We start from the raw sequence: 22,345 nt of genomic DNA on the forward strand, positions 1-22,345 counted from the left end.
GGAGAGCGCAATGGACGATCTGAAATACGGAACGCGCAATAAGCGTGGGGATTGGGCACCGAACCAGCCGGTGGAGACCGCACCGCTGTTCGTCTTTCCGCCTCGCCTCCTGGCGATCCTCAAGTGGCTACCGCACTATTTCCTTCCGTGGAACGCCATCTTCGCGGCTTCCGCTATCGCCTACTGGGCCTGGATAATCCCGCCAATCGAAACGCTGCAGAGCCTCGGCATCGGCTGGGTCGCCTGGCTCTTCGCGGTGAATGCGGTCTGTGTCCTTCTCTTCTACGGCGCCTTCGAGGTGCATCTCTATGTGTTGAAGAGGCAGGAAAACCGCTTCAAATACAACGGAAAATTCCCTGCCGATCAGAAGAACAAGGCCTTCTGGTTCGAGAGCCAGAACCTCGACAACATCCTGCGCACGTTTCTTTCGGGCGTCACCATCTGGACGGCGATCGAGGTCGCCATGCTCTGGGCCTATGCCAATGGCTACGCCCCCTGGCTGAGCTTTGCCGAAAACCCGTGGACACTGGCACTCGTCGCCCTCGCCGTGCCGATCATCCACGAGTTCCACTTCTTCTGCATTCACCGGCTCATCCACACCCCGTTTCTCTACAAATGGGTGCACTCGGTCCACCACAATTCGGTGAACCCGTCGCCTTGGTCGTCGCTGTCGATGCACCCGGTCGAGCACCTGCTCTATCTCGGCACCGCCTTCTATCACCTGGTCCTGCCGTCAAACCCCATCCTGATGCTCTATCAGCTTCACTATGCCGGCTTCGGCGCCATTCCCGGCCATGTCGGCTTCGACAAGGTGGAAGTGGGCGAAGAGACGCTGGTCGATAGCCACGCCTATGCGCATTACCTGCACCACAAGTATTTCGAGGTGAATTACGGCGATGCCCTGATCCCGCTCGATAAGTGGTTCGGCACCTGGCACGACGGCTCCACGGAAGGCGAAGCCCGCATGCAGGAGCGCTACCGCAAGCGCAAGGAAAAGCTCGCCGCCCGCAAGGCTCGCACCGAAGTTCAAGGAGCTGCCGAATGACCTGGGTTCCCGCCTGCAAGCTCGCCGACATCGAACAGGAAGGCGCTGTCCGTTTCGACCATGGCGGCCGCACCTACGCCATCTACCGCGCGCCGGATGACAGCGTCTATTGCACCGCCGGCCTGTGCACCCACGAGGCGATCCATCTTGCCGAAGGATTGGTGATGGATTTCGAGGTGGAGTGTCCCAAGCATTCCGGCGCTTTCGACTATCGCACCGGCGAGGCCCTGCGCCTGCCGGCCTGCGAGAACCTGAAAACCTATCCCGCCGAGGTGATCGACGGAGAGGTTCGCGTCGCCCTCGGCTAGGGCGGCGCCGACAAGCAGGCCCGCCGGGTCTCCGGAGTGCGAGCGGGTGGACCGGCACCCAAACTGGGAGGATACCATGAAATCCATGTGCCTGGCGGCCATTCTGGCCGCCTTGATGGGAAGTGCTGCCGCAGCGGAGACGATCGGCGTCTCGATGCAGAGTTTCGACAACAATTTCCAGACCCTCTTGCGCGAAGGGATTGGCGCGCGAGCCGCAGAGGTCAAGGGCGTCAATGTCCAGGTCGAGGACGCCCAGACCGACATCTCCAAGCAGCTCAATCAGGTGAACAATTTCATCGCTGCCGGGGTGGATGCGATCATCATGACGTTGACGGACACCTCCGCCGCCCCGGGCATCAGCGAGGCTGCCGAGAAGGCCGGCATTCCGCTCGTCTATCTCAACCTCGAGCCGGACAACATCACCAAGCTCCCGCAAAAGCAGGCCTATGTCGGATCAAAGGAAACGGATTCCGGCGAACTTGGCGCACAGGCCGCCTGTTCGCTGCTGAAGGAGAAGGGCAAGGCGAGCGATGCACAGGTCTACATCCTGATGGGCGACCTTGCCCACCAGACCTCGCGCGACCGTACGTCCTCATTCAAGGATGCGCTGGCAGCGAGCGACTGCAAGGGTGTCACCATCGCCGACGAACAGTCCGGCGCCTGGACACGCACCAATGCCATGGACCTGACAACCAACTGGATCACTGCTGGCCAGCCCATCGACGTGGTCTTCGCCAACAATGACGAAATGGCGATCGGCGCGATTCAGGCTCTCAAGGCGGCAAGCGTCTCCATGGACGACGTCATCATCATCGGCATCGACGCGACGCAGGACGGCCTCGCAGCCATGGCGGCAGGCGATCTCGACGCGACCGTGTTCCAGAACGCCAAGGGCCAATCGGCAAGCGCGGTGGATGCCGCGGTGGCGCTGGTGCGCGGCGAGGCGATCGAAAAGCAGGTCTGGGTGCCCTTCGAGCTCGTCACCCCGAAGAACATGGCCGAGTACGCTAGCCGGAACTGATCCCCCCCGACCGGCGCCACGCGCCGGTCCCTTTCCACGGAGACCAGCATGGACGACATCGTCATTATCGGGGCGGGCGAAGCCGGGACCCGCGCCGCCTTCGCCACCCGTGAAGCCGGTTTTACCGGCGCCGTCACGCTGATTGGCGCGGAGCCACACCTGCCCTATGAGCGCCCTCCGCTCTCCAAACCACTGGAAGGAGCTGTGCAGATGAAGGCGATCTGCACGACTGAGGCACTGGAAGCCGCCGGCATTACCTATCGCCCGGGCCGCACCGCCACCCGCATCGACGCCGCCAGCCGCACCATAGCCCTCAGCGACGGCCGGGCACTGCCCTACGGCAAACTGCTCCTCGCCACCGGCGCACGAGTACGACGGCTGGCATGCCCCGGTGCCGAGCGAGCGCTCGATTTCCGCACCTATGGCGACGCCGCAACCCTCTTTTCCCGTGCAGAAACTGGCGGACCTGTCGCCATCATCGGCGGCGGGCTGATCGGCATGGAGCTTGCCGCGGTGCTGCGGGGCAGGGGTATTCCTGTCAGCATCATCGAGGCCGCACCCAGACCGCTCGGGCGGGCCGTTCCGCCACGCTTCGCCGAAAGGCTGCATGCGCGGCACCGGGGGGAGGGGGTGCGTTTTCATCTCGGCCTCGGGCTTACCGAAATCACCTCCGATGCCGTCATGCTTGCCGATGGTATCCGCGTTCCCGCTGAAACCGTAGTTTCAGCCATCGGCGTTCTGCCCGATGTCGCGCTTGCCGAGAGAGCAGGGCTCGCAACGGCGAATGGCATCGTCACCGACGCCTTCTTGCGCACGAGCGATCCGCATATCTTCGCCGCCGGCGACTGCGCCGCCGTCTCCCAGCCGGAGGGCGGCACCACGCGGTTCGAGAGCTGGCGCAATGCACGCAGCCAGGCCGAGACGGCCGCCCGCAACATGACCGGCGCCCACGAAGCCTTCTGCGCCCCACAGTGGTTCTGGTCCGACCAGTATGATCTCAGCCTGCAGGTTACAGGCCTGCCCCAATCCGGGCACCAGAGCATTCTCCGCTCCATAGCGGAAGGTGAACTGGAATTCTACCTTGAGGACGGACGTCTCGTGGCGGCGGCCGGTCTCGGAACCTGCAACGGAGTGGCAAGAGACATCAAGCTGGTGGAGATGCTGATTGCGGCCGGGATCACACCTGACCGGTCGGCGCTTGCCGATCCGGCTGTGAACCTCAAAGGTCTTCTCAAGAGCGCCCGGGCCGCCTGATGCAGACGCTGCTCGTCTTCCAGTCGCTCTGGGCCATGGAGCGCCGCCATACGGATGGCCATGAGCGTAGCCTTGCGGAAAACATCGCGATGATCGCAAAGGCAGGGTTCGACGGTGTCAGTGCGCACTATACAAACCGCGCGGATGTCGCCCGCCTTAACGAGACACTACGCGGCACCGGCCTGAGGATCGAAGGGGTCTGCTTTCCGCGCACCGTCGATGATCTGCGCCTGGCGCTGGAGCTGGCCGCAGAGTATCCGGTCAGCCATATCAACCTGCAACCCGATATCCGGCCGCGCCGGATCGAGGACAGCCTGCCGCTTCTCGATGGATGGATACGGCTCGCCGAAGAGGCCGCCATTCCCGTCTATATCGAGACGCATCGAGACCGGATGACCACGGATCTCTACTTCACGCTCGATCTCCTCGACCGGCGGCCCGACCTGCCGCTCCTCGCCGACCTCTCGCATTTTCTGGTCGGGCGTGAATTCACCTTCCCGGTCTCGGAAGAAAACCACGCGCTGATCCACCGCATCCTCAAGAACGCCCAGGCTTTCCACGGCCGCATCGCTTCGCGCGAGCAGGTGCAGATCGAACTTTCCTTTCCGCACCATCGTCCCTGGGTCGATCTCTTCCACCAGTGGTGGAGCTATGGCTTCTGCGACTGGCGCTCCCGCGCAGCCGTGGACGCCACGCTGGTCTTCACTTGCGAGCTCGGCCCCAAGCCCTACGCGATCACCGGCCGGGACGGCAACGACACGACGGACCGGTGGGCGGAAGCGCTTGAGCTCCGCAGGATGGCACTCGACCTCTGGGCCGCCAGTTCCCTGCCTGATCGGGATGGTTAACAGGCACTTAATGCGCATGATGAGACACAGATCCTGCCCAGCAAGAACCCGTTGCCTCCCAAATTAGCGAGTACCTGCAGCCAACAACAGAGGAGGGAGGGGGCTTTCCGTCAACAGAGCAACTGCCAGCCGTTCTTTGTATCGTTGACACCGTAACCCTCCATCGAGCCACCAACCGTGATCCTGACGCATGCGGCATGGAGGCGCGGCTGACGCCGAATGGATCGCGATAGAGACATCGCCTCGCTGGCCGAAAGCACGCCGCCGTCAGGGCCGGCGGCGCTTGAAATCCGATTGCGAAACGACACCGGTCAGCCGGTTCTGCCGGTCGAGCACGGCGAGACGGCGCAGGTGCAGCGACTGCATATTGGCCAGCACACTTTCCGGTGCTTCGTCGTCGAAGCAATAGGTGATGTTGGTCGTCATGACATCGCCGACCTTCGTCGTTTCCGCGTTGAGCCCCGGCGCCACAGCCCGCAGGATAATATCACGATCCGTAAGCGTGCCGACGAGACCGTTGGCATCGACCACCGGCAGGAAGGCAATGTCCCATTCCGCCATCAGGCTTGCAGCGTATTGCAGGGTCTCCTCGGGCCGGACAAGATGGACATTGCGGGTCATGATGTCACCGATGGGCATGAGGACCTCTTGCTGTGCGCTTTGACTGGTGCATCTCCGACCACGTCAACGTCGGAAAATGCGATAAAAAAGCCCCTGAAGCAGGGCCGGCGAACCGGATCCCACCAGCGCTGCGCCAGGAACAGACGATCCAGACCTTGGTTCCCGTATCGGCTCCCAGCATGGCCTGCGCGTCGCCATCGACGGGGGCCGACCTGCCTGAAGACCGTTCCGTTGCCGTTGGCTGTATCAGCCCAAAGGGGCCTTCTGTCATCGCCTCGTCCAATGCGCATGGGTGCCTGGCGGCCTCGTCGCAGACAACCTATGCCGCCGTCCACGAATTCACCCTGAAGCCGGCCTCCTTCGCCGCCTCGATAAACGCGCGGCGCGCAAAGCCCGGATCGTCGTCACTCGCCAGTCCCTGCTCGCAGACGTTTCTGGCCATCAGCCCTGCAGGCCCGTCTTCAATCGGCCAGTGGTTTTTCAGGCAAAGGAGGGCGTCCCGCGTGCTTTGCACGCGAAGCACCTGCAAATCGCCCTCTAGCACGACAGCCTCATCCCACAGCCGGTCGGTCGCAAAGATCGTCATTGCGGTTCCTCCGCTGCGGGGCCCTCGGTAGGAATGTCGACAAGGCTGACGATGCCGACGACCCGCCGCCCGCCGTTTACCACCACGAGACGGCGCACGCCCAGCCCGCGCATGCGGAGCGCCACCGTGGCGGTGTCATCGCTCTCGTCGCACACTTCAGGCGACACGGTCATGAATTCCGCAATCGCCATGGACGTCGAATGCCCCCGCCCGAGGACCGAGACCACGATGTCGCGGTCCGTGATGATGCCAACAATGGCGCCGACGCCGGGCACCTCGACCGGCAGGGCGCCGACCTCGGCCTCAAGCATCAGCCGTGCGGCCGACTGTGCAGTATCATTGGGCGACACGGTCACCATCTGGGCGGACATCACGTCCTTCACAAGCATGTCCCGCGCCCTTTCAGAACCGCCCGTTGACGACGCTGCGGCCATTTGGCGCCGTAGGCACGACCACCTCTTCGTGTTCCTGCCGGCTGAGCGGCAGATCGACCTGCTGCGGCACGATTACCTGCGGCTCCCAGGAATTGCGGCGCTTGCGGGCGTTCCGGAGCTCGGCATCGGTGGCGACGGCTGGTTTGCGGGCAAGCGGCTTCTTTTTCTGGCGCACATCGAACTCCTGCGAACGGGCTTCATCTTTTCGACAAACGCACGCACTCCGGCTTGGTTCCCCAAAAACCGCAACGGCCTTGCCGTCCGCACACTCCCGTTTGCATCGAGCCGGCACGCCGAATGTCCCAAATCCGTCATTTGACGCAGCAGGGTAGCGCCCTATCTCCTGTCGCGGCTCCATCCTCCTTGCATGGACGGAACTGATCGAGACAGGACGGGGCCTGCTTTTCCCGGGAAAGCGCCTTTCACGGGCGTGACCGGCCGTGGGACGCGTGAAACAGGTGGTGGATGGGTTTGGGTGAAGGTCCGGACGGAGCGGTGGACAGCCGCTATCCGTTCCTGAGCGGGGGCGGGGATGCCGCCCTGCTGATTGCCGCTTTCGATTGGTCCCGCACGCCGGTTGGCTGTCTGGATGCCTGGCCGCAGAGCCTCAAGACGGCAGCGGGCCTACTGCTGCGTTCACCGGTCCCCATCGTCCTGCTCTGGGGCGAAGACGGCATCATGATCTACAACGACGCCTATTCCATCTTTGCCGGCGGCCGGCATCCGGCCATTTTTGGCAGCAAGGTGCGCGAGGGATGGCCCGAAGTCGCCGACTTCAACGACAATATCATGAAGGTCGGCCTTGCCGGCGGAACGCTCGCCTACAAGGACCAGGAACTGACGCTCTACCGGCACCGGGGTGAGCCGGAACAGGTCTGGATGAACCTCGACTACTCTCCGGTGCTCGGCGAAGATGGCCGCCCGGCCGGCGTCATCGCCATCGTGGTCGAGACGACCGCCAAGGTGAAGGCCGAGGAACGATCGAAGACGGAAGGAGAGCGGCTGCGCCAGATGTTCGAACAGGCGCCGGGCTTCGTGGCAACGCTCACCGGACCGGATCATGTCTTCGAGATCGCCAACAACGCCTATCTCCAGCTGGTCGATCACCGGGACATTCTGGGAAAACCGATCCGCGAGGCATTACCAGAGGTTGTCGAACAGGGTTTTGTCGATCTGCTCGACCGCGTGCTGTCAACCCGCCGGCCTTATGTCGGCAAGGGCGCGCGCGTCCTCCTGCGACGCCGGCATGACGAGGCGCCGGCGGAGCGCTATCTCGATTTCATCTATCAGCCTGTCTTCGGCGACGACGGCAAGGCGACCGGCGTCTTCGTGCAGGGGCATGACGTGACCGAACAGCGGGCGGCCGAAGAGGCGCTGCGGGAAAGTGAAGCACGGTTTCGCCTGGCAGCCGATACCGCGCCCGTCATGCTCTGGATGGGCGACCAGAACAGCAGATGCCTTTACCTGAATGCGGCTAAACGCGCCTTTTGGGGCGTCGCCCCCGAGGACGTCTCAAGCTTCGACTGGGCCGGCACCGTACATCCCGACGACCGGCAGGCTTTGGCCGCGACGATGCAAGACGCCATGCGCCGGCAGGTACCTTTCACAGCCGAGGCGCGCTATCGCCGCAAGCTCGGGTGCTACCGGTTGTTGCATACACAGGCCCAGCCACGCTTCAGCGCCGGCGGTGAGTTCCTCGGCATGATCGGCGTCAATGTCGACATTACCGAGGAGCGAGCAGAGCAAATTCGCCGCAACGCCCTGATCGAGCTGACCGATCGCTTCAGCCAGCTCACCGATCCGGCCGACATCGCCTTCGCCGCCGCCGAGACACTGGCCAAGGCGCACAATGTCAGCCGCGCCGGTTATGGCACCATCGACCTCGTCGCTGAGACGATCACCATCGAGCGCGACTGGAATGCCCCCGGCGTCGAGACCATCGCCGGCGTGCTCAATTTCCGGGAGTACGGCACCTATATCGACGATCTGAAGCGCGGCGAGACGGTCGTGGTGGCGGACGCCGAACAGGACCCCCGCACGAAGGTAACCGCCGACGCCTTGAAGGCGATCAAGGCGCGGGCCTTCATCAACATGCCGGTGACGGAGGCCTCCGGCCTCGTCGCATTGCTCTACCTCAATCATGCCGAGGTACGCCAATGGTCGGAAAGCGAGCTCGATTTCGTGCGCGACGTCGCGGCGCGTACGCGCATCGCCGTCGAACGCAGGCGGGTCGAACAGAAGCTGGAGCAGCTCGCGAACTCGCTCGAACGACAGGTCAGCGAACGCACCGCCGAGGTCAACCGCCTTTGGCGCAATGCACGCGACCTCCTTGTCGTAACCGGCGAAGACGGCACGATCCGCTCGGTCAATCCCGCATGGTCGGTGGTCCTCGGCTTTCCCGCGCGTGAAAGTATCGGCCGACGCCTCGGCAGCTTCGTCTGGCCGGAGGACGCCGCAACCTTCCCCACCACCAACAGGCGCTCCGGCGCTCCGGACCTCGACATGCGCTTCCGCCATTTCGACGGCTCGGTGCGCTGGATTTCCTGGCGCATCTTTGCAGAAGAGGGGCTGACCTTCGCCTACGGCCGGGATGTAACCGCGCAACGGGAGCAGGCCCAGGCGCTCGTGGAGGCTGAAGATCAGCTTCGCCAGGCCCAGAAGATGGAATCGATCGGCCAGCTGACGGGCGGCGTCGCCCACGACTTCAACAATCTCCTGCAGGTCATCTCCGGCAACCTCCAGCTGCTTGGCAAGGACGTGGCGGGCAATGGCCGTGCCGAGCAGCGCGTCGCCAATGCCATTGCCGGCGTCAGCCGCGGCTCCAAGCTCGCCAATCAGTTGTTGGCCTTCGGTCGTCGCCAGGCCCTCGAGCCGAAGGTCATCAATATCGGCCGCTTCGTCATGGCCCTGGAGGATCTTCTGCATCGCACGATCGGTGAGGCGATCGAGATCGAGACCATCCGCTCCGGCGGTTTGTGGAACACGTTCATCGACCCCTCACAGATCGAGAATGCCATCCTCAACCTGGCGATCAATGCCCGCGATGCCATGAACGGCATGGGGAAACTGACAATCGAGGTCGGCAACGCGCATATCGACGATGCCTATGCCCGCCACCATCCAGATATCAAGACAGGCCAGTATGTCCTCATTGCCGTCACCGATACGGGGGAGGGCATGCAGCCGGACGTGCTGGGGCGCGTTTTCGAACCCTTCTTTTCCACCAAGCCCGCCGGCAAGGGCAGTGGCCTCGGCCTGTCCATGGTCTATGGCTTCGTCAAGCAATCGGGCGGGCATGTGAAGATCTACAGCGAGCCGGGGGAGGGTACCACGGTACGCATCTACCTGCCGCGCTCACTGGAAGAGGAGGACCGACTTGCCGAGGTCGACTTCGGTCCGGTCACCGGCGGCACGGAGACCATCCTTGTGGCCGAGGACGACGACGAGGTACGCGCAACCGTCGTCGAGATGCTGGGCGACCTCGGCTATTCGGTGCTAAAGGCGCGCGATGCGGCCAGCGCCCTGTCGGTCATCGAAAGCGGCGTTGCCATCGACCTTCTTTTCACCGATGTCGTCATGCCCGGGCCGTTGCGCAGCCCCGATCTCGCCCGCAAGGCGCGTGAGCGCCTGCCGAACCTCGCCGTGCTCTTCACCTCCGGCTACACGGAAAACTCGATCGTGCATGAGGGCCGGCTCGATGCTGGTGTCGACCTCCTCTCCAAACCCTACAGTCGGGAGGCTCTGGCCCGGAAAATCCGTGCCAGCCTTGCGGGCCGTCAGCCCTTGTCGCCACAAGCAGGGACGCCGGAAGACGGCACGGGAGCCGAAGTGACGGAAGCCAGGCGGCTGACGATCCTGCTGGTGGAGGATGACTTCCTGATCCGGCTCAATGCCGTCGATCTCGTACAGGAACTCGGCCATGAGGTGGTGGAAGCGGCAACGGCGGAACAGGCATTGCCGTTGCTGAAGGAGAGGCGCTTCGACGTCCTCCTCACGGACATCGGCCTGCCCGCCATGTCAGGTGCCGAGCTTGCCGTCCATGCCCGAACGGAAAATGAAGGGATCGGTGTCGTCTTCGCCACCGGCCACGACCGCCTGCCTGCCATTCCCGGCGATCGCGCGGCCATCCTGCTGCTGAAGCCCTATGACGGCCGCGAGATCGCCGCCGCCCTCGCGGCAGCGGTTGGCTGAGACGCTTTGCCTGGTGCCCGGGCGCCGCGGGAACATTGGAAGACCTTTTCGGGTTTGGCGGAAACATTCCTAGCAAGGAGACCATTCCATGCCTGCAAAATCGAAAGCACAGCAGAAGGCCGCCGGAGCCGCGCTTGCAGCCAAGCGCGGCGACATCAAGAAGAGCGAGCTGAAAGGCGCCTCGCGCAGCATGGAGAAATCCATGTCCGAGAGCGCATTGAAGGAGCTGGCGTCGACGAAGCGCAAGGGCAAGCCCGAACACGTCTCCAAACCCGCGTGATGCGCCGAGATCAGCAACAACGATGGCACCGGGCAAGATCGCCGCTGCACCGTTCCCAGACGATCAAATGGGAAGAGGGGAGGGGAGACCTTTCCGTCACCGTTGAAACGAGGCGCGGTAGGCCCGCGGGGTCATGCCGCGAAGGCGCAGGAACTGGCGGTTGAAATTGGCAAGCGAGCCATAACCGACATCGGCTGCGATATGCTGGATGGGCTGGCGCGTTGCCGATAGCCGGGCACAAGCCTCGCCGATCCGCAATCCCGCCAGATAGTCCGAGACGGTCGATTGAGTGTGCTTCCTGAACAGCCGGTGCAGGCCGCTCTCGCTGAGTGCCGCGATGTCGGCCAGCTGCGCCATGAGCAAGGGCCCGTGATAATGCTGGTGAAGATGCATGAGCACCCGGTCCAGCCGGGATCTGTCACCCTCCATTTCCTGCGGGACGACGGAGGAAAGGGGTTGGCGGCCTTCCGCACCCGCCAGCCGTACCAGGATCTGCAGCAAGCCGATCAACCGCTCCGCCGGCGCCTGTGTGAAGATCGTCTCGAAATCAGCGGCGAGCGCCCCACCGAGCGCATTGCCAAAGGCTAGACCGGTCGCCGCCTCGTCGATCAGCCGCCGGATCGGCGCAAACTCCACCGAACCGCCGACCAGCCCTTCGATCCACTCCCTGCTGAACCAGAAGACGAGGGCGATATGCGGCTGCGTGGCATCAAGCTTTTCACGCGACGCCCAGGTATGCGGCAGATTCGGTCCAATCAGGACAAGGTCACCGTGGTCATAGGCCGCCACATGGTTGCCTACGAAACGCTGGCCGCGGGAGTTGAGCGTCAACGTCAGTTCGAACTCGGGATGATGGTGCCATTCGAACGGGATGGTCTCGTCGAGACGCCGGTTGAGCCTGTGCCAGGACGAATCCGGGCTAGGTACACGATGTTCGAGATAGGGCCTCATGAAGCGTCTACATTGCCTGAAACGCCGGAATAGTATCAGAACCGGCCAGCTACCGACAACACGTCAGCCCAGAAAAGCATACTCTCCTTCCAAACCCGACATCCGGGACGGCAACCACGGGAGAACAAGATGCATCCGGCCACCGCAGACAAACGCGACAGCCACCCGACAAGCGCAGCCACAACGCAGCTCAAAGAGATCGACAAGGCGCTACCGCTGCGCGTCCTGTCGAAGGCGGACTGGGAACACTGGACAAGGAAGGGCTACGTCATCATTCGCCAGGCAGTGCCGGCGGCCAATGTGGAGCGGCTCGTCGACCTTCTCTGGCGGTTCGATGAAAAGAACCCCGCAGACCCGTCCACCTGGTACGCACCGCAGCGACGCGAACACAAGATGAAGGAGCTCAACAACACCGGCATGCTGGAAATCTACAATCACCAGCATCTGTGGGACAACCGCATGGAACCCCGCGTCTACGACGCTTTCGTCGATATCTGGGACCGGGAAGACCTGTGGGTCACCATCGACCGGGCCAATCTCAACCCGCCGAAGAAGATCAAGGGTAATCCTAACGGCTTCATCCACTGGGACGTGGACACCTCGATCCGCCCGCTGCCGATCGGCGTGCAGGGCGTGCTCAGTCTGCAAAAGCAGGACGGCGACGTCGGCGGCTTCCAGTGCGTGCCCTGGCTCTTCGAGCATTTTGAGGAATGGGTGAAGACGCAACCGGAAGATCGCGATCCCATGCATCCCGACATGGCCGGGCTCGGCGTCGTCAATATCGAGATGGATCCAGGCGACATGATGATCTTCAACTCGCTGCTTGCCCACGGGGTACGGCCGAACCATTCGGACACCCGGGTGCGCATGGCGCAGTATATCTCCATGCATCCGGCGGAATTCGACAACGCGGCCGAACGGCAGGAGCGTATCCGCCTGTGGCAGGACCGCGACCACCCGAAACGTGACGCCTTCCCCGGCGACCCGCGCGAATGGGAGAAGCACAATGCGGAGACTGCGACATTGACGCCACTCGGTGAAAAGCTCCTCGGCCTTACCCGGTGGTAACGGGTGCCTGGCCGCAACGGGAATGTTGCGGCCAGGGAAGTGGCAATTGCCGTGCTTGAAGCAGGGCGCGGAACGGATCGGCTTTCCGGCCCGCCCCGGAACATCGACAGCTCCTAGAGAACCAGAATATCCGCGAATGTCAGCCGCAGGCCGGAGTCCAGCGTGGCAATCTGCTGGCGTGCCGCACTGCCGGAACCGTCGAAGTCATAGTAGAGAGCGCCGCTCTTGTTGTCGTAGATCACCCGGTCGCTGGCGTCGACGGCGGCATTACCAACACCGATCGTCTTGAACAGCGCCGAACCGAGCCTGCCGAGCTGACCGAGGTCGTCGAAGATATCCTTCTCGAGGCCGATCGTATCGGCCGCCCGGTTGAAATCGGTGATCACGTCACGATTGGCGGCCGTCGGCTTGTGCACGAAAATGAAGGTGTCGTTTCCGGTTCCGCCGGTCAGGATGTCCTTGCCCGCGCCGCCATTGAGCCTGTCATTGCCAACGCCGCCGTTGAGGCGGTCGGCCCCCGCGCCGCCGAACAGGACATCATGGTTCGCACCGCCACTGAGCCCATCGTTGCCGGCACCGCCTTCTATGCGGTCGTTGCCACCACCGCCACTGATGACGTCAGCACCGCCGAGGCCACGTAACGTGTTTGCGGCACCGTTGCCGATGATGACATTGGCAGAACCGTTGCCGACCCCCATCAAGGCGGCCGTGCCGGTCAGCGTCAGCTTTTCATGGTAGCGACCAAGCGTGTGGGAAATGGAGGAGAGAACGAGATCGACCCCATCGTCCGCATAGTCCCACTCGAACTTGTCTCCGGCCCCGAAGATGTAGGTATCGTTGCCGCCGCTGGCGCAGCGGTAGATATCGGCACCCGCACCGCCATCGTATATGTCGCTGCCCGTTCCGCCGTTCAGCACATCCTCGCCGGCCCCGCCAAAGAGCCTGTCATTGCCGGAATGACCAAAGATGTTGTCGTTTCCGTTGCCGCCATAGAGCACGTCGGCCCCATCGCCCGTCTCGGTCGCGTAATAACCACCGCCTGCGATGTAGTCGTTGCCATCGCCGCCATAGATGACATCCGAGCCATTGCCGCCGGCGACATCGTCGTCGCCCGCCGCGCAGTTGAGGATGTCGCGGCCGTCGCCGCCATCCATCTCATCCGCGCCGGCGCTGCCGTAAAGCTTGTCATTGCCGCCGTCGCCAAACAGCGTGTTACGAGTCGTCTCGTATGTCAGGTCGTTCTGAAGGCCGGCCCAGAGCACGTCGTTGCCGTCGCCGCCCCGCAGGGCATCCCCGCCGCTGCCGCCGACCAGGAGATCGTTGCCCGTGCCGCCCTCCATCCTGTCATTGCCGGCCTGTCCATAGATGCGATCGTCGCCGGCATCGCCGTAGAGCACGTCGCTCGCACCATTCTGGCTCGTCTCCCAGTTCGGCTCATCGGCGCCGCAGTCGCCGTAGATGACGTCGTTGCCGTCGCCGCCATAGGCGGTATCGCCTTCGGTATGGTCATCGCCGTCGTTGTAGATATCGCCCAAGATTAGGTCGTCGCCGCCGAAGCCACGCAACGCGTCGGAAGCGAAGTCGCTGTAGTTGTCATAGGTGCCGTCACTCAGCACCAGGGCCTTGCCCCAGAGGATGTCGTTGCCATCCGTGCCGTTGTTGCTGCCGTTTGGATCGCGTGCCATGTCGCCCTCGTTTGCCATGGCGGCTTGTACCGCCGGTTCCGGCGCTCGCGGCAGCGCACCATCGGTTTTGCTGCAACAAGACGCCGACTTTCCCATCGCTGCCCGGTGAGCCGAACGCCGACAGGATGACAAGCCTACACCGCGGCCGGCCGTGGTGGCTTGGGGAGGGAGCCAGGGTTTTGAGATACTGCGGCGCGTCAGTTCGACAGGAAGTGCTGGCGAATATCGGACGGCGTTGCCTGGAAGCGGCGGCGGAAGAGCTGGTTGAACCAGGAAATATCGCCAAAGCCCGCCATCAGGGCAATGGTGGCGATCGTGTGGTCTTTCAGGCCGGGATCGCGCAGAAGCCCGTGCACATGGTCGAGCCGCTCGGCGGTCACATGATCCGTAAAGCTGGTCCCCTCCTCGTAGAACAGCGCACGCACATAGGGCACGCTGATGCCGTGGCGCTTGGCGAGCCATTCGAGGGAGAGGCGTGGATCGCTGAGATGCGTCGCGATATCGACCTTGAGCGCCTGGCGGCGTGCCGCACGCGCGCCGTTCCCGCGCGCCTGGTGGGCCGCGTCGCGCTTTGCGCCAAACATCAGAACGGCTAAGTCGACGATATGGGCGGCAAAGACCGTCTGGTCGCCTTCGCCAATTTCGGCGTCGCTGGCGAGCAGCGAAATGGCATAGCTGTGCAACAAATGGGCTGTTGGATCGCGCAGCGACCAGGTCTTCAACAGGTTGTCGGAGGATGCGATACGATCGATGATCAGCGCACGCGGAATGGCGATGCTGAGGCAGGAGCTCTTCTCGGCAACCGTTGTCACCGTCTTGCGGTCGCGCCGCATCACGTTGACGTCACCCGGCCGGATGAAGAGGTCCTCGCCGCGGGCATCGTGCACACCATTGCCGCCGGCAATGCTGAGATAGAGCAGGTCCTCCTCGTCCGAGGGGGTAACCAGTGTGACAGGTGTCGTGTTGGCGCCGGCAATATGCACGCCGCCAACCCCGCGCAGCCGCATGTCGATATCCACGGGCACGTCGCCAAGAAAATCGATCGTGGTGCGGACATGGCCGTTATAGACGGCTTCGACCAGTTCCTTGCGCAGGCACTCGGCGGTCTCTCGCGTGGAAAACTGGACGACGGACATCTGGCCCCCGGCAATCGTTGATCGTACGACCCGCAGAGCAGATATGTCGCTGAAGGCCACAGGATCAAGACGTGCTGGTTTGCGCGTCTATTCGCGCTTCGACCGAATGGAAGCCTAGTAGTCGATCAATCGCATCTCCGCCTCGGGTGTACCGAAGCGCGGCTGGACGCCGAGGAGCGGTGCGACACGCTGGATAATGGCCTTGATCATCGGGGCCGCGGTGGACGCCGCGGTCCGCCCGCCGCGCTCGCCCGTCTTGGGTGCATCGATGATGGAAAGGACGATGTAGCGCGGCTTGTCCATCGGGAAGGCGGCAACGAAGGCATTAAAATTGATATTCTTGGCATAACGCCCGTTGATGACCTTGTCGGCCGTCCCGGTCTTGCCGCCGACATGGAAGCCCTCGACCTGCGCGTTCCTGCCCGACCCCCGCTGCCCGTTCCAATCATAGAGGAAGCGCATGTCGGCGCTCGTCTTGTCCTTCAGGACGCGCGTTGCGAGCGCCTGCGCCTCCTCCTTCGTACGTGGCAGGAAGGTCGGAGGGATAAGGAAGCCGCCATTCATGAGCGCCGCCGCCGCGACGGCGGTCTGCAGGGGCGTGGTGGCAATACCGTGACCAAAAGAGATCGTGACGGAGTTGATCTTCTTCCACGTCCGCGGCTGGGTCGGTGTCGCGACACCCGGCATTTCCGTTGCAAGCTTCGACAGCAGGCCAAGCCGGGTGAGGAACTGCTGGTGGCCCTCGATGCCGACCATGTCCGCCACCGCGGCCGTGCCGATGTTGGAGGAGTACTGGAACACCTCCGGGATGGAGAGGGGACGGTTCTTGCCCCTGAAATCGCGGATGGTGAAGCCACCCATGCGGATCGGGCGGGAGGCGTCGACAACGGAGTTCAGTGTGATCTTGTCTGCATCGAGCCCCATCGCCAGGGTGAAGCTCTTGAAGGTCGAGCCCATCTCGAAGGTCGCATTGCTGATCCGGTTGAACCAGCCCTTCTCATATTCCTTGTCGATGCTTCCGTCCGCCAGGGTGCGGGACGGCGCATTCGGATCATAGTCCGGCACCGAGGCCATGGCCAGCACCTCGCCGGTCTCCACGTCAAGGATGACGGCGCCTGCCGCTTCCGCCTGATAGTCGGTCATCGCCTTGGCAACGACATCGCGCACGATGTTCTGGACGCGAAGGTCGATCGACAGCCGGACCGGCGCAAGGCGTGCATTGTCGGTCAGCCCGGCAGCTCTCAAGTCCGCCAGCCCCTGCTGGTCGAGATAACGCTCCATGCCGGCAAGACCCTGATTATCGACATTGACGTGGCCGACAATATGGGAGGCGGTGGCGCCCCCCGGATAGAACCGTCGTTTTTCCGGCCGAAAGCCGATCCCCGGAATCCCGAGCGCCAGAATATCCGCCTGCTGCTTGGGCGTCAGCTGCCGCCGCAGCCATTGGAACGCCGTGGAGGAGCGCAGCTTCCTGTGAACATCGCCCCAGTCGAGATTGGGAATGACGAGGGCGAGTTTTTCGACCACCTCATCGGCATCGACGATGCGGCGGGGATCGGCGTAGAGCGAGACCATGTGTAGGTCGGTCGCCAGCAGTTCACCATTGCGGTCGACGATGTTGGGGCGCGAGGCGACCGCATTCACATTGCCGCCGATCGATGCGGAAACGACGGGCTCGGACAGGCCGTACTGCAGGAGACGGCCGCCGATCACCAGATAGACCGCCGAAAAGATCGCGATCATGATCGCTACACGCTGCCGGGCCTGCTTGCGGCGACGCATATTGGTGCCGACGAAGGCCTCGCCGTTGGCGTGCCCGTCCCGGTCGAGGACGAAATGTGCTCGGCTCTTCAACCGAATGACGAACGAGATCATTCCACAGCAATCCAGGCCCTGTCGCCGCAAACGAAGGGCGGATCCCTGCGCGCTGACTGGAGGGAGCCTGCATGCAGAAAGCCGGAAAACCAAGGAAAGAGTAGGTGATCACCGGCGCACGATTAAATTTGCATTAATATACATTTAAAGTCGTATTGACCTGCTTAACGATCCTTTAGGGTCCCCGGGCAGGAGGGCATTGCGGGAAATCGAAAAGCGGTGCGAGTCCGCTGGAAAAAACAGCACAAACCGCACGCACCATGTAAACTCGCCGACATGGATTCGCGCACCCGCCCGCCTGCTCCCGTCGTCCTGCCACCCACGCACCTGCCCGGCTGGACCCTGCCGCGCGGCCGGACGCCGGATGACCTCGACGCCGCCTTTGCCGCCGGCACAGCCCTGAAAACCCTGGACGACCTCGTTCGCAGCGAACCCGTGTGGATCGGCTGCTGGCGCGCGCGCCAGGCGCTTGCCTGCGCCGTCGCTGCCGTCCGGCTGGCGGGCAGGGGAGAGGACGAGGCGGCCCTGCGCGATGCCGCGCTGCTGACGGCGCCTGGCGATGATCCGGGGCCGGCCGGAAAGCTCTTCCTCGCCTTCGGCAAGCTCGCAAGCCGCAAGGGTGCCATCTCGTCGAAATTCATCGCCGAGATGGCCGATCTCTTTGGCCTCGCCTGGGACACCCGGCTCGAGGCAGCTGTCGATCACGCCGATGCGGTCCTGCAGTCGGGCCGCCCTGCGCCCTTCGCCGCAGCCGAACTCGTGGCCGCCATCCATGCCGAACGGCCGGATGCCGAAGCCCTCGCCTGGGCGCTCGGCGATGCGATGATCGCGGAAAAACTCAAATGGCAGCACCCCGTACCGCTGCTGATGGCCGAGCGCCACGGCCCCGCCTTCCGAACGATCGGGGGGAGGGGACGGGTGCGCCCCGGCGAACCAGGCTTCGAGCGCGCCGTCTGCCTCGCGCTGGTCGAAGGTGCCGGTTCAGCACTAAGGTCGGCCAGCGAAGTCGCGCGCCGTGCCGAGCAGCTTCTTGCCGCCGCACCGAAGGTGCGGACCAAGGGCGCGAGCGCCGTTATCCGCAAGCTGCTCGACGAGGATGCCATCTCGGCCTCCGCGCGCGGCACCAACCTCTCCCGCTGGGCCAGCACCCGGCTGTTCGAGCGGTTGCAAGGGTTCGGCGCCGTGCGGGAACTGTCCGGCCGCACCTCCTTCAGGATCTTCGGGTTGTAACGATGACCGGATCGACCGCTCCCAGGGCACCGCGCGCCGGCAAGGCGAAGACGGAGAAGGAAATCCTCTTCGATCGCGAACTGGAGGATCTGCCGCCGGACCTGCGCTGGCGGGAATGGATGCTGCGCATCGAGGCCGTCATCTTCGCTTCGGCCGAACCGGTAACCCGTGAGACCTTGGCCCGCATCGTTGGTAAGGATTGCAGCATCGATCTTCTGATCGACGACCTCAAGGAAGATTTACACGGGCGGCCCTACGAGATCGTCGCCGTTGCCGGCGGCTGGCAGCACCGGACCCGCCTGCGCTATACCGATGCGATCCGTGCATCCTCCACACCCACGCGCGGGGGCGGATCATTGCTGTCAGAATTCGAGGCGATGGTGCTGATGGCCGTGGGATACTTCCAGCCGGTCACACGAGGCGAGCTGTCGAAGATCTTCGGCAAGGAGGTCAGCCGCGACACGATCGGCGCCCTGCGCAACATAGGTTTCATCGGTTCCGGCCCGCGCAGCCCGACGCCGGGCGCCCCCTACACCTATGTGACGACCAAACAATTCCTCTCGGCCTTCGGCATGGAAACGCTGCGCGACCTGCCGGATATCGAGGCGCTCGAAGACGCCGGATTGCTCAGCCGCAAGGAAATGCTGGACGAAACTCTTCCCGCCGCGGCGGACGACGGGGAGGGGTGATCAGGCCGGAAGGGCGAGGCACCGGTGGCGGCGCGGCGGGGTCTACCGCGACCCGCCTGCATGCGCGGGGCGCCGCCGAAGACTCGCTTGGCGTGGATGAACGAAGGGCGAAGTTCGTCGACTGCATGGCATGGGCGAGAGATGCTGCCGGCGACGACGCCTACGCGCGCGTCCGCCATGCTCGATGGTGACGATGTCTGGGGCGCTCTCGGCGACTTCTTCGGCAATGCCCCGCCTCCAGCCCCGTGATCCTCATGCCCCATCGAGCTGCCGCTTCTCCTTGGCATAGCGCACCAGCGCCAGGAACCGGTAGATGCCGTGCACGAACTTGCCATAGGGCATGGTGACGAACAGGCTGAAGACGACGCCGAGATGCAGGGCGAGCAGCAGGCCCATGGCCGGGGTGGCGCGCAGGACAAGCAACAGAAGACCGGTCAGGCTCGTCAGGAACAGCATGACGAGGAAGGCGACGTCCATGCCGGTGCGCGAACCGTCCTTGAGGACGGGATCGCGGCGCCATTTTGCATGGAGCAGGCCAACCGGCCCGACGAGCAACCCGATACCGCCGAGTGTGCCGAGCACGACGGGGAGATCATACACCGGGTAGGGGGCTTCGAGACCGAGAAGGTAGTGGTAGAGCGTCGCCGTCGAGGTTGCAGCAAAACACAGAAGGAAGCCGTAGAACGTCATGTGGTGATAGAGGCGCCGCCGATCGGTCGGCCTGTCGTCCTCGTTCATGCAGCCGACCCCGGCACCGTCGAGGTAGCGCAAGCTTCCGGCATCGCGGACCGCCTGCCAGATCGAGGCGGACTCCCCGAGCGTGCCGGCGGGCTCGCCGATATCCTTCCAGAAATTGCGGATGCCCATTGCCATCGCCACCATGGCATAGGCGAAGGCAGCGCCGAAAAGCAGCACCATCGCATTGTGCGGCATCAGCTTGTAGAAGGCACCGGGGCCGGTATGCACGCCGAAGAGCACGGCAGGATCGTGCCAGACGGCAAAGCCGGCAATGAAGAGCGCCACGCTTAGCGCCGCAATCAGGCTGATCGCCAGCCCGTTGCGATGAAAAAGGCCGGAAAGGGCCCGCGGCCAGGCATAGGCCCGGTAGGAATCGTTGCGCACGATCGCCAGCGTCTTCGGCACGTTCACATCGAATTCGTGCGGCGGCGAGAACTGGCAATCGTGGAAGCAGGCGCCGCAGCTGTGACAGAGATTGGCAAGATAGTTGAGATCGCCGTCCGAAAAGGCACGCCGCATCTCCATGGCCGGGAAAACGGCGCAAAGCCCCTCGCAGTACCGGCAGGAATTGCAAACCGTCATCAGACGGTCAGCCTCGGCAAGGCTGGCCGTCGCATGGGCCGGCTTGAGCTGGGTATGGATGTTCATGCGGCCTCCGGGGACTGGCTGGCGGACGAAACGAGACGGGCAGCCTCCCGGCCGGCAATACGGCCGAAAACGCTGCCGATCGTCATGCCGATGCCGGCGGCATAACCCTGGCCAAGCACGTTGCCGGCCATGATCTCTCCGGCGGCGAACATGTTGGCGGCAGGCTGCCCATCCCCCATCGCCATGCGCGCCGCCCGGTCAACCTTGACGCCGAGATAGGTGAAGGTGATACCCGGCCGGACCGGATAGGCATAGAAAGGCGCCGTCTCGATGCGCCGTGCCCAGTGGGTCTTGGCCGGCTCGATGCCCTCGGTCCGACAGTTGTCGAGGGTCGTGTGATCGAAAGTACCCGGCCGGACGGCGGCATTGAAACCGGCAACCGTGCGCTCCAGCGCCTCCGGCTCCAGACCCAGCCTCTCCGCAAGCTCGCCGATCGTATCAGCCTTTACCGGCGGAAAGAGCGACGGCATGAAGAGTTCGAGCGAGGGCGCGTCGAAGACGATGTAGGCGATCTGGTCCGGCTGGGCGGCAACGAGCCGCCCCCATATGGCATAGCGTTTCGGCCAGACGTCCTCGCCTTCATCGTAGAAGCGTTCGGCATGCCTGTTGACGACAATGCCGAAGACGACGCAGTCGAGGCGCGTGATGATACCACCGTCGAATTTCGGGGCGCGCGCATCGATCGCGACGGCATGGCACTGGGTGGGGTCGCCGATTTGCATCACGCCCCTGTCGATGAGCATCCGCAGCACGGTGCCGCGATTGTAGGGCGTACCCCGGATCAGGAAGTTTTCGGCAATCTCGCCCCAACCTTCCTTCAGCCAGTCGATATTCGCCTCGAACCCCCCGCTGGCCGCGATGAAGGTTTTCGCGCGGAGGACGACGTCCTTGCCCGCATGTCGCACGGTGGCGGAACGAAAGTGCATGCCTTCGATCGAAAGGTCCACGACCTCAGCGTCATAGACGACCTCGACACCGAGGCCTTCGGCCGTGCGGTAAAGCGCATTGAGCATCGCCCGTCCACCGCCGAGGAAGAAGGAATTGGTGCGCCCGAGGCTGAGCGTGCCGCCAAGGGAAGGCTGGAAACGCACGCCCTGCTCGACGATCCAGGTCAGCATCTCCTTGGATTCGGCGATCATCATGCGCGCCAGGACCTCGTCCGTCCGTCCGCCGGTCACCCGCAGAAGATCCTCGAAGAACTCCTCCTCGGTATAGGGGCCGGAGAGTGTTTCGGTCGCCGCATCGTGCGCGCAGCGCATGTTGCGCGTGTGGCGCGTATTGCCGCCCCTGTAGAAATGCGGCGCACCTTCGACGACGAGCACGCGCGCGCCGTCACGCCGGGCGCTGATCGCCGCACAGAGCGCGGCATTGCCGCCACCGGCGATGAGCACGTCATATTCTGTCGAGCCGTCAAGCATGCTGGAGCCGTTCCGCCTTTGCTGCACTTGCACCGTTCATACTGCACACATTTGTATACAGTCAAGCATGTGCCGGAAGGGCGCGACGTTCGCGCTGCATCGAACGGCAAATCGGAAATGAAAACAGGGCCTCGCAATTGGAGAAGCCCCCATTCGCCGAAGGGCAGTATGCAAATGGATACATCGATGTGGCGTAGGAATAGGAAATTATCTATAAGGCGCTTATCACGCCAGCGGTCGGCGTGAATTTGATGATCAGCGCCGAACGCGGGAGTGATTTCCGGGTACGGACAGCGGAAATGGCCGCACCCGCATCCCG

Annotated in this window: 20 protein-coding genes; 10 read left to right on the forward strand and 10 right to left on the reverse strand. The window is 63.6% G+C overall.

Annotated features, from left to right (window positions below; translation table 11 throughout):
* Positions 1–10 precede the first annotated feature (10 nt).
* The 5 genes from AKG11_RS26120 (at position 11) to AKG11_RS26140 (ending at position 4,476) form a co-directional block, all read left to right on the forward strand.
* Entirely contained in the window at positions 11–1,045 is a 1,035-nt protein-coding gene (locus AKG11_RS26120) for a sterol desaturase family protein (protein ID WP_050746035.1), read from the forward strand.
* Positions 1,042–1,353, forward strand: coding sequence for a MocE family 2Fe-2S type ferredoxin (locus AKG11_RS26125; protein WP_023514290.1), 312 nt, complete (start codon positions 1,042–1,044; stop codon positions 1,351–1,353). The genes AKG11_RS26120 and AKG11_RS26125 overlap by 4 nt, the downstream gene beginning before the upstream one ends.
* Before the next feature lie 76 nt (positions 1,354–1,429).
* A complete protein-coding gene (locus AKG11_RS26130) occupies positions 1,430–2,374 on the forward strand; it encodes a substrate-binding domain-containing protein (RefSeq protein ID WP_050746036.1) in 945 nt (314 codons plus the stop codon).
* 48 nt (positions 2,375–2,422) lie between these two features.
* Positions 2,423–3,628, forward strand: a complete 1,206-nt coding sequence (locus AKG11_RS26135) for an NAD(P)/FAD-dependent oxidoreductase (RefSeq protein WP_050746037.1) — start codon at positions 2,423–2,425, stop codon at positions 3,626–3,628.
* Positions 3,628–4,476, forward strand: coding sequence for a sugar phosphate isomerase/epimerase family protein (locus AKG11_RS26140; RefSeq protein ID WP_088016520.1), 849 nt, complete (start codon positions 3,628–3,630; stop codon positions 4,474–4,476). Before AKG11_RS26135 ends, AKG11_RS26140 begins: the two co-directional genes overlap by 1 nt.
* 267 nt (positions 4,477–4,743) lie before the next feature.
* Here the strand turns inward: AKG11_RS26140 and AKG11_RS26145 are convergent, their stop codons facing one another.
* The 4 genes from AKG11_RS26145 to AKG11_RS33800 all read right to left on the reverse strand — a co-directional run bounded on the left by AKG11_RS26145 (position 4,744) and on the right by AKG11_RS33800 (position 6,292).
* Complete coding sequence (locus AKG11_RS26145) at positions 4,744–5,115, reverse strand: CBS domain-containing protein (protein WP_050746039.1); 372 nt, start codon at positions 5,113–5,115, stop codon at positions 4,744–4,746.
* 301 nt (positions 5,116–5,416) lie between these two features.
* Entirely contained in the window at positions 5,417–5,677 is a 261-nt protein-coding gene (locus tag AKG11_RS26150; protein ID WP_088016523.1) for a DUF982 domain-containing protein, read from the reverse strand.
* Positions 5,678–5,679: 2 nt separating this feature from the next.
* Complete coding sequence (locus tag AKG11_RS26155) at positions 5,680–6,072, reverse strand: CBS domain-containing protein (protein WP_050746040.1); 393 nt, start codon at positions 6,070–6,072, stop codon at positions 5,680–5,682.
* Positions 6,073–6,085: 13 nt separating this feature from the next.
* A complete protein-coding gene (locus tag AKG11_RS33800) occupies positions 6,086–6,292 on the reverse strand; it encodes a hypothetical protein (RefSeq protein WP_082342665.1) in 207 nt (68 codons plus the stop codon).
* A 503-nt stretch (positions 6,293–6,795) separates the two neighbouring features.
* Between AKG11_RS33800 and AKG11_RS35160 the strand changes: the two genes are divergently transcribed.
* Together AKG11_RS35160 and AKG11_RS26170 are read left to right on the forward strand one after the other, a co-directional pair.
* Complete coding sequence (locus tag AKG11_RS35160) at positions 6,796–10,308, forward strand: PAS domain-containing protein (protein ID WP_371260152.1); 3,513 nt, start codon at positions 6,796–6,798, stop codon at positions 10,306–10,308.
* An 88-nt stretch (positions 10,309–10,396) separates the two neighbouring features.
* On the forward strand, positions 10,397–10,588 hold the full coding sequence (locus tag AKG11_RS26170) for a DUF3008 family protein (protein ID WP_023515187.1): 192 nt from the start codon (positions 10,397–10,399) through the stop codon (positions 10,586–10,588).
* Positions 10,589–10,684: 96 nt separating this feature from the next.
* Here the strand turns inward: AKG11_RS26170 and AKG11_RS26175 are convergent, their stop codons facing one another.
* A complete protein-coding gene (locus AKG11_RS26175) occupies positions 10,685–11,539 on the reverse strand; it encodes a helix-turn-helix domain-containing protein (RefSeq protein ID WP_050746043.1) in 855 nt (284 codons plus the stop codon).
* Between the two features lie 129 nt (positions 11,540–11,668).
* Here AKG11_RS26175 and AKG11_RS26180 point away from each other — a divergent pair, with 129 nt between their 5' ends.
* Positions 11,669–12,607 carry a phytanoyl-CoA dioxygenase family protein gene (locus AKG11_RS26180; RefSeq protein ID WP_024269935.1) on the forward strand — a complete coding sequence of 313 codons (939 nt, stop codon included), beginning with the start codon at positions 11,669–11,671 and terminating at the stop codon, positions 12,605–12,607.
* Between the two features lie 113 nt (positions 12,608–12,720).
* Here AKG11_RS26180 and AKG11_RS26185 read toward each other — a convergent pair whose 3' ends face one another.
* From AKG11_RS26185 to AKG11_RS26195, 3 genes are all read right to left on the reverse strand, one after another.
* A complete protein-coding gene (locus AKG11_RS26185) occupies positions 12,721–14,292 on the reverse strand; it encodes a calcium-binding protein (protein ID WP_165909464.1) in 1,572 nt (523 codons plus the stop codon).
* A 197-nt stretch (positions 14,293–14,489) separates the two neighbouring features.
* Positions 14,490–15,428, reverse strand: coding sequence for an AraC family transcriptional regulator (locus tag AKG11_RS26190; protein WP_024269936.1), 939 nt, complete (start codon positions 15,426–15,428; stop codon positions 14,490–14,492).
* A gap of 114 nt (positions 15,429–15,542) precedes the next feature.
* Positions 15,543–17,303, reverse strand: a complete 1,761-nt coding sequence (locus AKG11_RS26195) for a peptidoglycan D,D-transpeptidase FtsI family protein (protein ID WP_023515743.1) — start codon at positions 17,301–17,303, stop codon at positions 15,543–15,545.
* A 276-nt stretch (positions 17,304–17,579) separates the two neighbouring features.
* Between AKG11_RS26195 and AKG11_RS26200 the strand changes: the two genes are divergently transcribed.
* A complete protein-coding gene (locus AKG11_RS26200; RefSeq protein WP_024269937.1) occupies positions 17,580–18,533 on the forward strand; it encodes a DUF1403 family protein in 954 nt (317 codons plus the stop codon).
* Positions 18,534–18,535: 2 nt separating this feature from the next.
* Positions 18,536–19,222, forward strand: coding sequence for an SMC-Scp complex subunit ScpB (locus AKG11_RS26205; RefSeq protein WP_023515563.1), 687 nt, complete (start codon positions 18,536–18,538; stop codon positions 19,220–19,222).
* A gap of 252 nt (positions 19,223–19,474) precedes the next feature.
* Here the strand turns inward: AKG11_RS26205 and tcuB are convergent, their stop codons facing one another.
* Together tcuB and tcuA are read right to left on the reverse strand one after the other, a co-directional pair.
* Positions 19,475–20,608 carry a tricarballylate utilization 4Fe-4S protein TcuB gene (tcuB, locus tag AKG11_RS26210; RefSeq protein ID WP_050746045.1) on the reverse strand — a complete coding sequence of 378 codons (1,134 nt, stop codon included), beginning with the start codon at positions 20,606–20,608 and terminating at the stop codon, positions 19,475–19,477.
* On the reverse strand, positions 20,605–22,026 hold the full coding sequence (gene tcuA, locus AKG11_RS26215) for an FAD-dependent tricarballylate dehydrogenase TcuA (RefSeq protein WP_050746046.1): 1,422 nt from the start codon (positions 22,024–22,026) through the stop codon (positions 20,605–20,607). The genes tcuB and tcuA overlap by 4 nt, the downstream gene beginning before the upstream one ends.
* Positions 22,027–22,345 lie beyond the last annotated feature (319 nt).

The sequence above is a fragment of the Shinella sp. SUS2 genome (genome assembly GCF_001262505.1).
Lineage (GTDB): Bacteria > Pseudomonadota > Alphaproteobacteria > Rhizobiales > Rhizobiaceae > Shinella.